This window comes from Streptomyces sp. NPDC006510, from assembly GCF_040611955.1.
Classification (GTDB): Bacteria; Actinomycetota; Actinomycetes; order Streptomycetales; family Streptomycetaceae; genus Streptomyces.
Map to the genome: position 1 here is coordinate 178,780 of NZ_JBEXPH010000001.1, position 13,239 is coordinate 192,018.

The 13,239-nt window shown below is 71.7% G+C and carries 11 protein-coding genes; 6 read left to right on the plus strand and 5 right to left on the minus strand.

The genetic code is table 11. The features are described from left to right. Window positions 1-417: 417 nt before the first annotated feature. Complete coding sequence (locus tag ABZY11_RS00885) at window positions 418-1,179, minus strand: SIS domain-containing protein (RefSeq protein ID WP_356477035.1); 762 nt, start codon at window positions 1,177-1,179, stop codon at window positions 418-420. 209 nt (window positions 1,180-1,388) lie between these two features. Between ABZY11_RS00885 and ABZY11_RS00890 the strand changes: the two genes are divergently transcribed. After that, on the plus strand, window positions 1,389-2,081 hold the full coding sequence (locus tag ABZY11_RS00890) for a metal-dependent transcriptional regulator (protein ID WP_356477036.1): 693 nt from the start codon (window positions 1,389-1,391) through the stop codon (window positions 2,079-2,081). A gap of 720 nt (window positions 2,082-2,801) precedes the next feature. Continuing rightward, on the plus strand, window positions 2,802-3,695 hold the full coding sequence (locus ABZY11_RS00895; RefSeq protein WP_356477081.1) for an alpha/beta hydrolase: 894 nt from the start codon (window positions 2,802-2,804) through the stop codon (window positions 3,693-3,695). Window positions 3,696-3,786: 91 nt separating this feature from the next. Here the strand turns inward: ABZY11_RS00895 and ABZY11_RS00900 are convergent, their stop codons facing one another. Genes ABZY11_RS00900 through ABZY11_RS00910 form a run of 3 tightly spaced genes read right to left on the minus strand, consistent with a single transcriptional unit; the run spans window position 3,787 to window position 7,011 of the window. Next, window positions 3,787-5,433, minus strand: a complete 1,647-nt coding sequence (locus tag ABZY11_RS00900; protein ID WP_356477037.1) for a transporter — start codon at window positions 5,431-5,433, stop codon at window positions 3,787-3,789. Continuing rightward, the gene (locus ABZY11_RS00905; protein WP_356477038.1) at window positions 5,430-6,260 is read right to left on the minus strand and encodes an ABC transporter ATP-binding protein; all 831 of its coding nucleotides are present in this window, start codon (window positions 6,258-6,260) and stop codon (window positions 5,430-5,432) included. Before ABZY11_RS00905 ends, ABZY11_RS00900 begins: the two co-directional genes overlap by 4 nt. A gap of 40 nt (window positions 6,261-6,300) precedes the next feature. Next, window positions 6,301-7,011 (minus strand): bifunctional DNA primase/polymerase, encoded by a 711-nt coding sequence (locus tag ABZY11_RS00910; protein WP_356477039.1) that lies wholly within the window; start codon window positions 7,009-7,011, stop codon window positions 6,301-6,303. 314 nt (window positions 7,012-7,325) lie between these two features. On the opposite strand from ABZY11_RS00910, the gene ABZY11_RS00915 reads away from it, so the two are divergent. Both ABZY11_RS00915 and ABZY11_RS00920 read left to right on the plus strand, forming a co-directional pair. After that, window positions 7,326-8,708 (plus strand): transcriptional regulator, encoded by a 1,383-nt coding sequence (locus tag ABZY11_RS00915; protein ID WP_356477040.1) that lies wholly within the window; start codon window positions 7,326-7,328, stop codon window positions 8,706-8,708. A gap of 161 nt (window positions 8,709-8,869) precedes the next feature. Continuing rightward, window positions 8,870-10,354, plus strand: coding sequence for a hypothetical protein (locus tag ABZY11_RS00920; RefSeq protein ID WP_356477041.1), 1,485 nt, complete (start codon window positions 8,870-8,872; stop codon window positions 10,352-10,354). A 76-nt stretch (window positions 10,355-10,430) separates the two neighbouring features. Here ABZY11_RS00920 and ABZY11_RS00925 read toward each other — a convergent pair whose 3' ends face one another. Then, window positions 10,431-11,711, minus strand: a complete 1,281-nt coding sequence (locus ABZY11_RS00925) for an ABC transporter substrate-binding protein (protein ID WP_356477042.1) — start codon at window positions 11,709-11,711, stop codon at window positions 10,431-10,433. Window positions 11,712-11,828: 117 nt separating this feature from the next. On the opposite strand from ABZY11_RS00925, the gene ABZY11_RS00930 reads away from it, so the two are divergent. Both ABZY11_RS00930 and purU read left to right on the plus strand, forming a co-directional pair. After that, window positions 11,829-12,332, plus strand: coding sequence for a hypothetical protein (locus ABZY11_RS00930; RefSeq protein ID WP_356477043.1), 504 nt, complete (start codon window positions 11,829-11,831; stop codon window positions 12,330-12,332). Between the two features lie 28 nt (window positions 12,333-12,360). After that, window positions 12,361-13,239 carry a formyltetrahydrofolate deformylase gene (gene purU / locus ABZY11_RS00935; RefSeq protein ID WP_356477044.1) on the plus strand — a complete coding sequence of 293 codons (879 nt, stop codon included), beginning with the start codon at window positions 12,361-12,363 and terminating at the stop codon, window positions 13,237-13,239.

Sequence of the window (13,239 nt, forward strand, 5' to 3'; positions counted from 1 at the left end):
AGAAAGCCCTCCGGACATGCAGAAACCCGCAGGCTCTGGTCCCTCCTTGCGGAGGAGCCGGCCGGACTTACCGGCGAGCCTGCGGGTCGGTGACTGCTTGGGATTGGCCGATGACCGGCCTGCACTGCAAAGAGCGCGACAACGGGCGTCAGCCCGCAGCCACCTCACGAGCCCGAGAAGAAATCACTTCCGGAACACCTCCTTTCACGTGTGGCAGCAGCCTAGGAACCTCCCCGGCGCCGCACAAGCGAATTAATGGGCCGGCCGATTTCCGGGAAGTCGCTGTGTGCCGGGCCACCTTCGGGTCCAATGGTCCGACGTGCGGAAATGCCGGATGCGTCCTGCGGGGGTACGGGATGAGTGCGTCCACAAGCAGTGGAACGACCGAGGCGCACCCGGCCCGTCCGGCGGTCCCGGTCACCTTCCGTTGCGGTAGAAGATCCGGTCCCGGTTCTCCGCCATGACGCGTCCGTTCCATTCGTGGCCGCCGTCGACGTTCCCCGACCGCAGCAACGGCGGCTCCACCCCCCGCTCCACGAGCTGTTCCGCCGCGGCGGCCATCATGGCCTGCATCAACGCGCTGGTGACCACCGTCGACGCGGGGGCGAACGGCGCCTCGATCCCGTCGAGGGTCAGCTCCGCGTCGCCGATGGCGATCTTGCTGTCGAGCACGATGTCGCAGTGGTCCCGCAGGAAGCCGCCCGAGCTGTGCCGGGACCGGGTGCCGTCCGCGTACGCCACCGACGTCACGCCGATGACCTTCAGGCCGAGCGCCCGCGCGTTCAGTGCCATCTCCACCGGAAGCGCGTTGCGTCCGGAGAGCGAGATGATCACGAGGACGTCGCCGGCCGTGGCGGGGCTGGAGTCCAGCACGGCGCCCGCCAGTCCGTCGACCCGCTCCAGCGCGGAGCCGAGGGTCGCGGGCATGACGTCGACGCCGACCGCCCCTGGTACGGCCAGCAGGTTCATCAGGGCGAGGCCGCCCGCCCGGTAGACGACGTCCTGCGCGGCGAGCGAGGAGTGCCCGGCGCCGAAGGCGAAGAGCCTGCCGCCCGCCGCGACGGTGTCGGCGATCGCGGCACCGGCGGCCGCGATGTTGCCGGACTCCTCGTCGCGTACCCGCTCCAGCAGGCCGATCGCTGCATCGAAGAACTGACCGGCCAGTTTGCTGTCGCTCATCGAGGAGGCCCTTTCCGGCGGGAGAAAGTGTTCATGGGTGTCCGTGCCGCGGATCACGTTGCGGTCTGGACCAGTGGCCTGTCAATACCGCCCACGCGGCGCCACTGCACGGTGTTCGGTCGGTGCGGCACGGTTGTCAGCGGTATGCGTCAGAATTGGGGCAGGGCCAGCGCACGACGTTTTTCATGTCACAGCATCGAGGGGCACGAATGTCCGGACTGATCGACACCACGGAGATGTATCTCCGCACCATCCTCGAACTCGAAGAGGAAGGCGTGGTCCCCATGCGCGCCCGGATCGCGGAACGGCTGGACCAGAGCGGTCCGACGGTCAGCCAGACGGTGGCACGCATGGAGCGTGACGGGCTGGTGCAGGTCGCGGGCGACCGGCACCTGGAGCTGACCGACGAGGGGCGCCGCCTCGCGACGCGAGTGATGCGCAAGCACCGGCTCGCCGAGTGCCTGCTCGTCGATGTGATCGGCCTGGAGTGGGAGCAGGTCCACGCCGAGGCATGCCGCTGGGAGCATGTGATGAGCGAGGCGGTGGAGCGGCGGGTGCTGGAGCTGCTGCGCCATCCGACGGAGTCCCCGTACGGGAATCCGATCCCGGGCCTGGAGGAGCTGGGCGAGAAGGCCGAGGCCGATCCCTTCCTCGACGAGGGCATGGTGAGCCTGTCGGAGCTCGACCCGGGCGCCGACGGCAAGACGGTGGTCGTGCGCCGGATCGGTGAGCCGATCCAGACGGACGCCCAGCTGATGTACACGCTGCGGCGCGCGGGTGTGCAGCCCGGCTCCGTGGTCAGCGTGACCCAGTCGCCCGGCGGCGTGCTGGTCGGCAGCAGCGGCGAGGCGGCGGAGCTGGACGCCGAGGTCGCCTCGCATGTGTTCGTGGGCAAGCGCTGAGCGCCCGCCCTGCTCGACCCTGAACCGGCGGACAGACCCCGGGGCCTGTCCGCCGGGAACCACCGCTGGACGGGCGCCCCCGAGCGGATGCCGCCGCCGAGGCGCCGCCCGGACGTTGAAGCGTGATGTCCGCTCCCCGTTTTTCCGCCCGGAATTGCAGCGCCCGGACGGATCGCGTGCCAGGCTGTGGCTGAGGCATACCTGAGAGTGTCGGCCGACTGGCCGCGCGGTCGGGGAGGGAGCAGGCGCATGCGCCCGTCGTACTGGCGTGTCCGGCATGTCGGGCACGCCCAGCGGAAGGTGGCTGCCATGGTCCCGGCCGCCCGTGAATCGCGCGTCAGTACCCACGAATCGCACACCGCCGCCCGCGAAACCGGTGCCGCCGTCCGCCGATGCGCATCGCCGCCGGCGGCTCCTGCCGAAGGCAGAGGGCCCCGGCGCCGCGCGGCGCCGGGGCCTGTCCTCCCCTGCTTTGACCTGGAGCCCCGAGCTCTCAAGGCCAATCCCCACGGGCCCTCATCCCCGAGTGGCCCGCCTCCCGGAGAAGGTCTCCCCTCCGCCGCCGCCATCAATCCTTGGAGCCGGTCACTCGAACGAGCGGTGTTGTGTGGCGGACGGCGGTTTTCGAATATGAGTTCGATAGTCTGGCGTGACGCGACCACGCGGTGATCGAGCAGTGATCAAGCGGTGATCGAGGACCAGAAGGGGGTGCCAGGACATATGGTGCGGCGCATCGATGTGACCGGGACCGGCGGCGTACGCCTAGCGGCCTGGGAGTTCGCCGACTCGCCCAAGGGGCGCGCGGAGGGCGAGCGCGCCCCCGGGGTCTTATTGCTCCACGGCCTGATGGGCCGGGCCGCGCACTGGGCCTCGACCGCCCGCTGGCTCGCGGAGCGGCACCGGGCCGTCGGCCTCGACCAGCGCGGGCACGGCCGCAGCGACAAGCCGGCCGAAGGCCCGTACACCCGTGATGCGTACGTCGCCGACGCCGAGGCCGCGATCGAACAGCTCGGCCTCGCCCCCGTCACCGTCGTCGGACATTCGATGGGGGCGCTGACGGCCTGGCAGCTCGCCGCGAAGCGCCCCGATCTCGTCCGGGCCCTGGTCATCTGCGACATGCGGGCCTCCGCGCTCGGCGCGGCCTCGCAGCGCGAGTGGGAGGACTGGTTCAAGTCCTGGCCGGTGCCGTTCGCGACGCTCTCCGACGTACGGAAGTGGTTCGGCGAGGACGACCCCTGGGTGGAGCGGCCCAACCCGGCCCGCGGCGAGTTCTTCGCCGAGGTGATGGCCGAGCGGGCCGACGGCTGGCGCCCCGTCTTCTCCCGCCGCCAGATGCTCCAGTCCCGCGCGACCTGGGTGTTCGACGCGCACTGGGAGGAGCTGGCGCAGGTCTGCTGCCCGACCCTGGTGCTCCGCGGGCTCGACGGCGAGCTGGGCCGGGCGGAGGCCCAGGAGATGGTCCGCGTACTGCCGCGCGGGCAGTACGCGGAAGTGGCCGACGCCGGCCATCTCGTCCACTACGACCAGCCCGAGGGCTGGCGCGCGGCGGTCGAACCCTTCCTGGAGCAGTTCGCCGAGGACCCCCGGGGCGAGCGCGAGCCCGTCCCGTCGTAACGCGGTGAGGCGGTAACGCGCCGACGCACCGACGCAGCAACACAGTCAGGCAGCAACGCAGTCACACGGACAGGTCCTGCGGCGGACGCGCTCAGCCCTTGCTGACCGCCGCCAGGATCTCCGGGAGCCGGTTCGCCGTGCGGGGAGCGGCGAACCGCAGCCCCACCCAGGAGATCAGCGCCCCGTACACACCCCCCACGGGCAGCAGCAGCCACAGCCACTGCTCCAGATCGGCGACATGGAGCCAGATCGTCACCGCGATCACGGGCGCGCAGAGCAGCCCCGCCGAGACCATGCCGCCGAAGATCGAGATCCAGGCGAGCCCGGCCTGCCCCGGTGCCACGTTCTTGAACGCCCCGTCCTGCGGGATCGAGTACGGGAAGTTCGCCGAGGCCACCGCGCCCGTCGCCAGCATCCCGCCCAGCAGGGCGAACGACAGCCCCATGACCTCCGCCAGGTCATCCCAGCCGCCGAGCACCGCGGCCGTCACCACCGTCACCACGATCGTGTAGGGCAGCGTGATCAGGAGCAACGCGAGTGCCCGCGCCCGCAGTTCCAGATAGGCGTCCCGGGTGGACGAGATCGTCAGCGCCACCATCCAGAACGCCGAGGTGTCCTGCCCGAACTGGTTGTACATCTGGATGCCGAGCATCCAGGCGGCGAAGCAGGCGAAGTACATCGAGCCGGTGCCCTGGAGCGCGTTGAGCACCGGCACGATCAGCCCGATCGCCAGCGCCGTGACCCAGGCGGCCTTGGTCTTCGGATCGCGTGCGATGTAGCGCAGACTGCGCTCCATCACCGGCCCCGTGCGCCCCTGGGGCAGCAGCGCGGAGAGCCGGGAGCCGCCCTTGCCCGCTTTCTCGCGGGCCGGCCCGGCGGCGGCCAGGGTCGAACCGTCCGGGGCCGTCATCAGCTTCACCAGGCTGCGCTGCCACAGCCACAGCAGCGCGAACAGCGCCGCGACGGACAGCAGCAGCTGTGCGAAGGCCTGTCCGTACGAGCCCCGCGACGCCGAGTCCACCGCCCCGACCGCCGAGGCGGGCGGCAGCCAGCGCACCACGTCCACGACCGGGTCGAGCGCGGCCAGGCCACCCGCCTGCCCGATCCGCTGCGCACCGAAGTTGACGACCTGGAAGCCCACCGCGATCACCAGCCCGCTGAGCACCGCGAGATCGCGGCCCTTGCGGGACGTCAGCAGCCGGGTGTTGGCCGTGGCCACGGCGCGGGCCAGCGCCACGCACAGCAGCAGCATGAGCGGCGCGGCCACCACGGCGAACGCCGCCCCGGCCGCCCCGTGCGCCACCGCGAACGCCGATCCGGCCGCCAGGCAGAACGTGAACAGCGGCCCGATCCCGACCAGCGAGGCCGTCAGCAGCGCGGCCACCAGCGGGCGCGGCCGCAGCGGCAGCATCACCAGCCGGCTCGGGTCAAGGGTCTCGTCGCCGCTGGGGAAGAACAGCGGCATCACGGCCCAGCCGACCGCCAGTACCCCCGCCAGCAGCACGACGAGGGAGTCCGTGTGGGCGTGCCCGCGCAGTGCGATCAGCCCGAGCAGCTGGCCCGCCGCGATCAGCAGGGTGAAGACGACGGAGGTGATGTACGCGGCCCGCCGCCCTGCCGACTGCCGCAGCCCGTTGCGCAGCAGGGTCAGCTTCAGCCGTACGAAGACGCCGACGAGCCCCTCGCCGCTGCCGGCCGGTCCGGGGGCGGCCCCCACGGGGGCGTCGAGCACGCTCATCGCTTGCCGCCCAGCCAGTCCAGGGAGTCGCCGGTGGCGCGGGAGCCCGCGCCGACGAGTTCGAGGAAGGCGTTCTGCAGCGACGACGCCTCGCCGCGTACCTGCTCCAGGGTGCCCTGGGCCCGGATCGCGCCGGCCGCCATCACGGCCACCCAGTCGCAGAGGGACTCGACGAGCTCCATCACATGGCTGGAGAAGACGACCGTCGCCCCCGAGCGGGTGTACCGCTCAAGGACCTCGCGGATGGTCTGCGCCGAAACCGGGTCGACGCCCTCGAACGGCTCGTCCAGGAAAAGCACTTCGGGGTTGTGCAGCAGCGCTGCCGCGAGCCCGATCTTCTTCCGCATGCCGGTCGAGTAGTCGACGACCAGTTTGTGCTGGGCGCCCGCCAGGTCGAGCACATCGAGGAGCTGGGTGGCCCGTTTGTCGACCTCGGCCCCCGGCAGCCCCCGCAATCTGCCGGTGTACGCGAGCAGTTCGCGGCCCGAGAGGCGCTCGAAGAGTCGCAGCCCCTCCGGGAGCACGCCGATCCGGCTCTTCACCTCGACCGGGTCGCGCCACACGTCGTGGCCGGCCACCTCGACGGTGCCGTGGTCGGGGCGGAGCAGCCCGGTGACCATCGACAATGTGGTGGTCTTGCCCGCGCCGTTGGGCCCGACCAGACCGATGAACTTGCCCGCGGGCAGCTCCAGATCGATCCCGGCCACCGCGGTCTGTTCCCCGAACCGCTTCCACAGCCCCTGTACGCGAACGGCGGGCGGCGGCGTGGCCGGTCCGCCCGCCTCACCCGACCCCGTCGCTCTGTCGGTCTCTGCCCGGTCCTGCATGATGCACTGCCTTTCGGTGACCCCGTTTCCGGGGACCACCCTACGAAAGGGCGCTCTGCTGACGGCGGGTCCGCGCGTCGGCCGCTTCCCTGGCGCAGGCATAGGCGAGCGGGCCGATGAGTTCCTCCGCGTCCGGCAGCCAGCGGTTGGCGGGGGTGGGGCGGCGGGCCCACTGCACCGCCCCGCGTCCGCCGACCCGGGTCGGCGGACCCGTCACGTAGTGCCCGTCGCCGCGGCCGACCAGATCGATGGCGGCGGCCCGCCAGCCCAACTCCCGTACCAGCCTGTCCGACTTGGCCGCCGCGCCCGGCAGCACGAAGAAGAGCATCCGGCGGTCGGGGCTGCAGGTGACGGGGCCCAGCGGCAGGCCCATCCGCTCCAGCCGGGCGAGCGCCAGGAAGCCGGCGGACTCCGGTACGTCGATCGCGTCGAAGCTGCGGCCGGTGGGCAGCAGGATCGACGCCTTCGGGTGCCTGGACCACATCCGGCGGGCCGCGGCACCGCTTCCGGTCGCCCGGCCCGCCCAGTCGGGGCCGGTGGGGTGGGCGCCGGGCGCGGTGCAGCCGGGGTCGCCGCAGGAGCACCGCTCGGTTCCCTCCGCCGCCTCCAGCCAGGTGCCCGGGCACACGTCCCAGTGCCGCTCCTCCGCGTACCGCACCGCTGCGTCGAGCAGTTGCTCGCCCCGCTGCCGGGGGACCTGCGTGGCTTCCACGACTCCGACGGGCTCTTCGACTCCGATGGGCTCTTCCACGCAGAGCACAACTACGGCCAATGCCCGGGGTTACGGGCGCGGCGGGTGCGGTCAGGGCGTATCGATCCGGCATACGGGGCGCATGGATGCATGGGCGGGGGCGCGCGTGAGGCGGTGCCCGGCCTGGCGGGTAACCACATACGGGCAACCGCCGGGCAGCCGGTGTGCGGGTCCGGAACGGTCGGCCTCTGTCATATGCCGACATGAATGACAAGGAACACGACGCACGTGACGAACACGATGAATCTGTGCATTTTCCGCGTATTCGCCGGGCAGTGATCGGCTCAATGATCACTGCGGCCTCAGGGGGAAACATGGCAGCCAGGCCTCTCGTCGCCCGTCAGCCGAACGAACGGCTCCAGGCGCTCATTCAGGAAGCCGGATGTTCCAACGCCGGCCTCGCCCGCCGCGTCAACATGGTCGGCGCGGAGCGCGGGCTCGATCTGCGTTACGACAAGACGTCCGTGGCCCGTTGGCTGCGCGGACAGCAACCACGCGGCAGGGCCCCGGGAATCATCGCCGAGGCGCTCGGCCGCAAGCTCGGCCGTACGGTCACGATCGACGAGATCGGCATGGCCAACGGCAAGAATCTGGCCTCCGGCGTCGGCCTCCAGTTCGCCCCGACCGTGATCGGCGCGATCGAGCAGGTCTGCGAGCTGTGGCGCAGCGATGTCGGCCGCCGCGACTTCCTTTCCGGTTCGGCGGTCGCCTCCTCCGCGCTCGTCGAACCCAGCCGCGACTGGCTGATCACCGGCGCCGACCCGCAGGTGGCACGGGCCGCCGGTGCCCGGGTCGGGATGTCGGACGTGGCGGCGGTGCGGGCGATGACGGCCGCGCTGGTCGACCTCGACCACCGGTTCGGCAGCGGACATGTGCGGCCGGTCCTGGTGCACTACCTGAACAGTGTGGTCTCCGGGCTGCTCTCCGGGGCGTACCGCGAATCGGTCGGCCGGCAGCTGTTCGCGGCGGTCGCCCGGCTCACCGAACTCGCCGGGTACATGGCGGTCGACACCGGCCAGCCGGGGCTCGCCCAGCGCTACTACATCCAGGCGCTGCGCCTGGCCCAGGCGGCGGGTGACCGGGCGTACGGCGGTTATGTACTGGCCGCTTCGATGAGCCATCTCGCCGCGCAGCTCGGCAATCCCCGGGAGATCGCCCAGCTGGCCCGCGCCGCGCAGGAGGGCGCGCGCGGGCGCGTGACCCCGAGGGCGGAGGCGATGTTCTACGCGGCGGAGGCACGCGGACACGCCCTGCTCGGAGACGCCCGCACCTGCCAGACGGTGACCGGCCGCGCGCTGACGGCCATGGAGCAGGCCGAACCGGGCACGGGCGACGACCCGGACTGGATCGCCCACTTCGACCACGCCTATCTCGCGGACGAGCTGGCGCACTGCCACCGCGACCTCGGCCAGGCGGAGGCCGCCGCGCGCCGGGCGAAGGAGTCCCTGGACGGCCACCCGGAGTCCCGGACCCGCCGCCGCGGCATCGGCCTGGTGCTCCTGGCCACGGCCCAGGTCCAGATGCGCGAGGTGGAGCGGGCCTGCCACACGGGCACGCGGGCGATGGAGCTGCTGGGGTCGGTGCGCTCCAGCCGGGGAGCGGAGTATCTGGACGATCTGCAGCAGCGGCTGATCCCGTACGGGGACGAGTCGGCGGTGCGCGAGTTCGGTGCCCGGCTGGAGCTCCAGGCGGCCTGACCGGGGCACGCGTCCGGACCGCCCCTTAACTGCGTCGTGAGGGCGCTGAGTGTTACAGCGCTTGTGAAGGGCTGGTGAGTGACAACACACGCTTGGCGAACGGCGGCAGCCACCCGATAGCGTGAGCCGACGATTCCGTAGGTTTACACGTAGGAGTCCCGGTGACGCAGAGCGGACAGGGTGACGAGCAGCAGCTCCCTGCTGTACGGCCCGCGCACGAAGGTGTCGTGCTGCCCGCGGGTGGCGGTGAGCCCTGGATACCAGGAGGGCCCGCGGATCAGGCCGCCCCGGCGGGCGGCCAGCCGTGGGGACAGCCCTGGGGGCCGCAGGCGGCGCACCAGGACGCCTCGTACCAGCCGCAGCCCCAACCCCAGGCGCACGCCCAGGGGCAGGGCCCGTACGGGCAGGGACAGTACGGCCAGGCGCAGCCGGGGCAGGGGTACGGGCAGCCGCCCGCCCCGCAGCACGCACAGATGCCGCAGGCCCAGCCGCTGCCGCCCGTACAGCCTCAGCAGCAGCACCAGCAGCAGTCGTTCGCGCAGCCGTTGCCGCCCGAGGCCGTGCCCGGGATGAGCATGGGCGGGGACACGGAGGCCACGCAGTACATCGCGCCGGTGCCCGGCGGGCCCGCGCCGGGCGGGCTGCCGCCGGAGGCGCCCGCGCAGTCGACCCAGTTCCTCGGCCACGCGGGGCAGTCGCAGCAGCAGCCGCAGGCGTACCAGCAGCAGCCCGGCAACGGCGGGGACGCCGAGGCGACCCAGTACATCCCGCCGGTCCCCGGCGGCGCCCCGTACGGCATCAGGCCCGGAACCCCGGGCGACCGGCAGCCGCCCGCCGAGTTCGACAACCTGTTCCGCAGCGACGAGCCGGCGGGCGCCACCCAGCAGATGCCCCGGCTCGACCCCGGGCAGCAGTACCAGGGCGCCCAGCAGCCCCCGCAGCACCAGCAGCAGCCGCCGCGGTCCCAGCAGCCCCAGTACCAGCGCGTGGACGAGGAGCCGCAGGGGCCGCGCAGGAAGCGGGCCCACGTCACGCTCATCGCGGCGGTCGTGGCCGGCTGCGCCGTCGTCGGTCTCGGCGCGGGCGCGCTGATGAGCGGCGGCGACGACAAGGGCAAGGACGACAAGCAGCCGGTCGCCGCGGCGAGTTCACCCGCCGAGGAGCCCGCCACGAAGGCCGCGGTCGATCCGGCGAAGCCGCAGGCCGAGGCGCTCGACAAGCTGCTGGCGGACAGCAACAACAGCCGTGCCGCGGTCATCGGGGCCGTCGAGAAGACGAAGAACTGCAAGGATCTGGACCAGGCCGTGACCGATCTGAAGGGCGCCGCCCAGCAGCGCCGCGATCTGGTCACCCGGCTCCAGGGGCTGTCCGTCGACAAGCTGCCGAACCACGCCCAGTTGACCGCCTCCCTCACCAAGGCCTGGCGGGCCTCCGCCGCCGCCGACGAGCACTATGCCGCGTGGGCCGAGCAGGCCAAGCACGGCAAGAAGGTGTGCAAGCACGGGAAGGCGCGTACGACCTCCGAGACGCAGCAGGCCACCGTGCAGAGCGGCGAGGCGAGCAAGGCGAAGCAGCAGGCGTCCGGGCTGTGGAACTCGATCGCGTCGAAGTACGGGCTGACCCGTCGGGCCGCGACGGAGCTGTGACGGCCGGGCGGAGCGGGGCGCGGGGGTCCGGAGCGGGCCCGTCGCCCCGCCCCGCGAACGCGGGCGGGCGCGGAGGTCAGCCCTTCGCGCTGGCGTCCGACAACGTCTTCGTGACGTCCATGAATCCCTTCCTGTCCGCGACGAGCCGGCCGTCGCGCACCACCTGAAACGTCACCCTGGTGTTGACGATCCGCGGATACGCGGACGAGCCCAGCACATCATCGAAGCTCCAGCGCAGCACCGGGGTGAGGCCGCCGGTCTCCGCCGGGGTGCCCTGGTTGAGGGCGGCGGTGAGCTTCCAGGAGCTGACCTGGGGGGAGTCGATCGCCCTCACGATCTCCTTCAGCACCGTGTACGCGATCCAGGTGGTCTGCACGCCCGTGTCGTCCGGGTCGATCCGGTTGTCGCCGAAGGCGTGCTTGCGGATCACCTGCCGCATCCCGTCCCAGCGGGCGTCGCCCGCGTCCGGGTACCAGCCGGTGATGTAGGCCCCCTCGAACGGGCTGTTGCGGCCGCCGGTGCTGTCGATCAGCGGCTGGTCGACGCTGCCGAGCACGGAGGAGATCCGCACGTTCCCGTACGACGGCTCCAGCCGCCGGAAGGAGTCGAAGAAGGTCTCCGTACGCTTCCCGAGCACGGCCGTCACACAGCCGTCGGCCGCCCCCGCCGCCTGGAGGGCCGGCCCGGCGGCCTCGTCGTACGAAGTGGCCGACTCCGACGCCCGGATGTCGGCGGGCGCGGGCCGGCCCGCCTCGGTGAGGCCGGTCCTGAGGAGCCAGGCCTGGTCGTCGCCGATCAGGGTGTCGGGCCGGACCACGGACACCCGCTCGCAACTGCGGGCCAGCTGCCGGGCGTTGCCCGCGAGCAGGGCCGGCTGGCCGCCGTTGACCGGGTAGGAGTTGTAGCTGGTGAACTCCTCGTCGGAAGCGCCGTAGCCGCCGATGTAGGGGATTCCGGCGGCCTCCAGCGGCGGCATGAACGCCGTCCCGTGCCGGCTGTACGAGCCGACGACCGCCACCGCCTTCTCCTTGACGGCGAGCCGGGCGCAGTTCGCCGCGCCGATCGAGGTGTCCTGCTCGTCACAGGTGACGACGCGCAGCTTGTGACCGCTCAGCCCGCCGTTGTCGTTGGTCCAGCGGGCGTAGGTGCGGGCCATGGCGGTCATGCCCGCCATGTTCGCCACGTCCGGCCCCGCGACGCCGCTGGGGGCCCAGGTCATGACGGTGACGGGCTCCCTGGAGCCCCCCGTGGCCCCAGGGAGTGCGCCGCAGCCGGTGACCAGCAACGCCCCGGCCGCCGCCGTACTCGCGAGGAACCTGTAGGGGCGGGGGGAGGTGGGGCGGAGCCGTCCGGTCATGGACAGGAACATTTCCGCCCGTGGGGTAACGCCGCAGTGTGCCCCGCTCAACGCTCGGTGACATCCGGGTGAATTGCAGGGGCCGGTGCGTGGGGCGGAAAAGGGAACGTACGATCGATGACCGTGCAGCAAGGTTCGGAGAACTCTTCCCGTCGCGGCCGTCGCTCCTCCACCATGGGCGGCATGCCGCTGAATGACATGCCTTGGTGGCGCTGGCGCAGCAACGTGCGCTCGGCGCTGCACATGCTCTCCGACCCGGTCTTCCACCACGAGTGCTGGCTGGCCGGCCGGGAGGGGTACGGCGACGTCACCGACGCCGTGTACCGCCTGGTCGAGGACACCTGGCTGGACAACTGGTCCGCCGAGAAGTACATCGGGACGATCTTCCGCGGCGCCGACGAGGCCGCCCTCGTCGACGTCGCCGTGCTCCGGGTGCTGCGCATCATGCACCAGGTCGGCGCGGACGCCCCCGTGTCGGCGTATCTGGAGCACCACGGCTGGCAGGAGGCCGTACGGGCCGCCCGCGAGGCCCATGTGCTGCTCGCCGGCAACGACGGCGAGGACCCCGACACGCCGCCGCGCTCCCTCGACGTGCTCCGCATCATGACCAGATCGGCCTGATTCCGGGCCGGTGTGGCACGCTACGGGGATGACCGCGCCGCAGCCCGCCGAGACCGCCCCCGAGCAGTACGTCCTCACACTTTCCTGCCCCGACAAAAAGGGCATCGTGCACGCCGTGTCGAGCTATCTCTTCATGACCGGCTGCAACATCGAGGACAGTCAGCAGTTCGGCGACCACGACACGGGCCTGTTCTTCATGCGCGTCCACTTCTCGGCGGACGCCCCGGTGACCGTGGAGAAGCTGCGGGCGAGCTTCGCCGCGATCGGCGACTCCTTCCGGATGGACTGGCAGATCCACCGCTCCGCGGAGCGGATGCGGGTCGTGCTGATGGTCAGCAGGTTCGGGCACTGCCTCAACGACCTGCTGTTCCGTTCCCGGATCGGGGCGCTGCCGGTCGAGATCGCCGCCGTCGTCTCCAACCACACGGACTTCGCCGAGCTCGTCGCCTCGTACAACGTTCCCTTCCGGCACATCCCGGTGACCAAGGAGACCAAGGCCGCCGCCGAGGCGCAGCTGCTGGAGCTGGTCCGCGAGGAGAACGTCGAGCTGGTCGTCCTCGCCCGCTACATGCAGGTCCTCTCGGACGACCTCTGCAAGCAGCTGAGCGGCCGGATCATCAACATCCACCACTCCTTCCTGCCGAGCTTCAAGGGCGCGAAGCCGTACCACCAGGCGCACGCCCGTGGTGTGAAGCTGATCGGTGCGACGGCGCACTACGTGACCGCGGACCTGGACGAGGGGCCGATCATCGAGCAGGAGGTCGAGCGGGTGGGCCACGGCGTCACGCCGGACCAGCTGGTCGCCATCGGGCGCGATGTGGAGTGCCAGGCGCTGGCGCGGGCCGTGAAGTGGCACGCGGAGCACCGCATCCTGCTCAACGGCCGCCGCACGGTGGTCTTCGCGTAG

Coding starts and splice junctions, on each gene's coding strand:
- ABZY11_RS00900 (WP_356477037.1), bottom strand. CDS start 5,433: ATGAGCGTGCTCGACGCCCCCGTGGGGGCCGCCCCCGGACCGGCCGGC.
- ABZY11_RS00895 (WP_356477081.1), top strand. CDS start 2,802: ATGGTGCGGCGCATCGATGTGACCGGGACCGGCGGCGTACGCCTAGCG.
- ABZY11_RS00915 (WP_356477040.1), top strand. CDS start 7,326: ATGGCAGCCAGGCCTCTCGTCGCCCGTCAGCCGAACGAACGGCTCCAG.
- ABZY11_RS00925 (WP_356477042.1), bottom strand. CDS start 11,711: ATGACCGGACGGCTCCGCCCCACCTCCCCCCGCCCCTACAGGTTCCTC.
- purU (WP_356477044.1), top strand. CDS start 12,361: ATGACCGCGCCGCAGCCCGCCGAGACCGCCCCCGAGCAGTACGTCCTC.
- ABZY11_RS00930 (WP_356477043.1), top strand. CDS start 11,829: ATGACCGTGCAGCAAGGTTCGGAGAACTCTTCCCGTCGCGGCCGTCGC.
- ABZY11_RS00890 (WP_356477036.1), top strand. CDS start 1,389: ATGTCCGGACTGATCGACACCACGGAGATGTATCTCCGCACCATCCTC.
- ABZY11_RS00885 (WP_356477035.1), bottom strand. CDS start 1,179: ATGAGCGACAGCAAACTGGCCGGTCAGTTCTTCGATGCAGCGATCGGC.
- ABZY11_RS00905 (WP_356477038.1), bottom strand. CDS start 6,260: ATGCAGGACCGGGCAGAGACCGACAGAGCGACGGGGTCGGGTGAGGCG.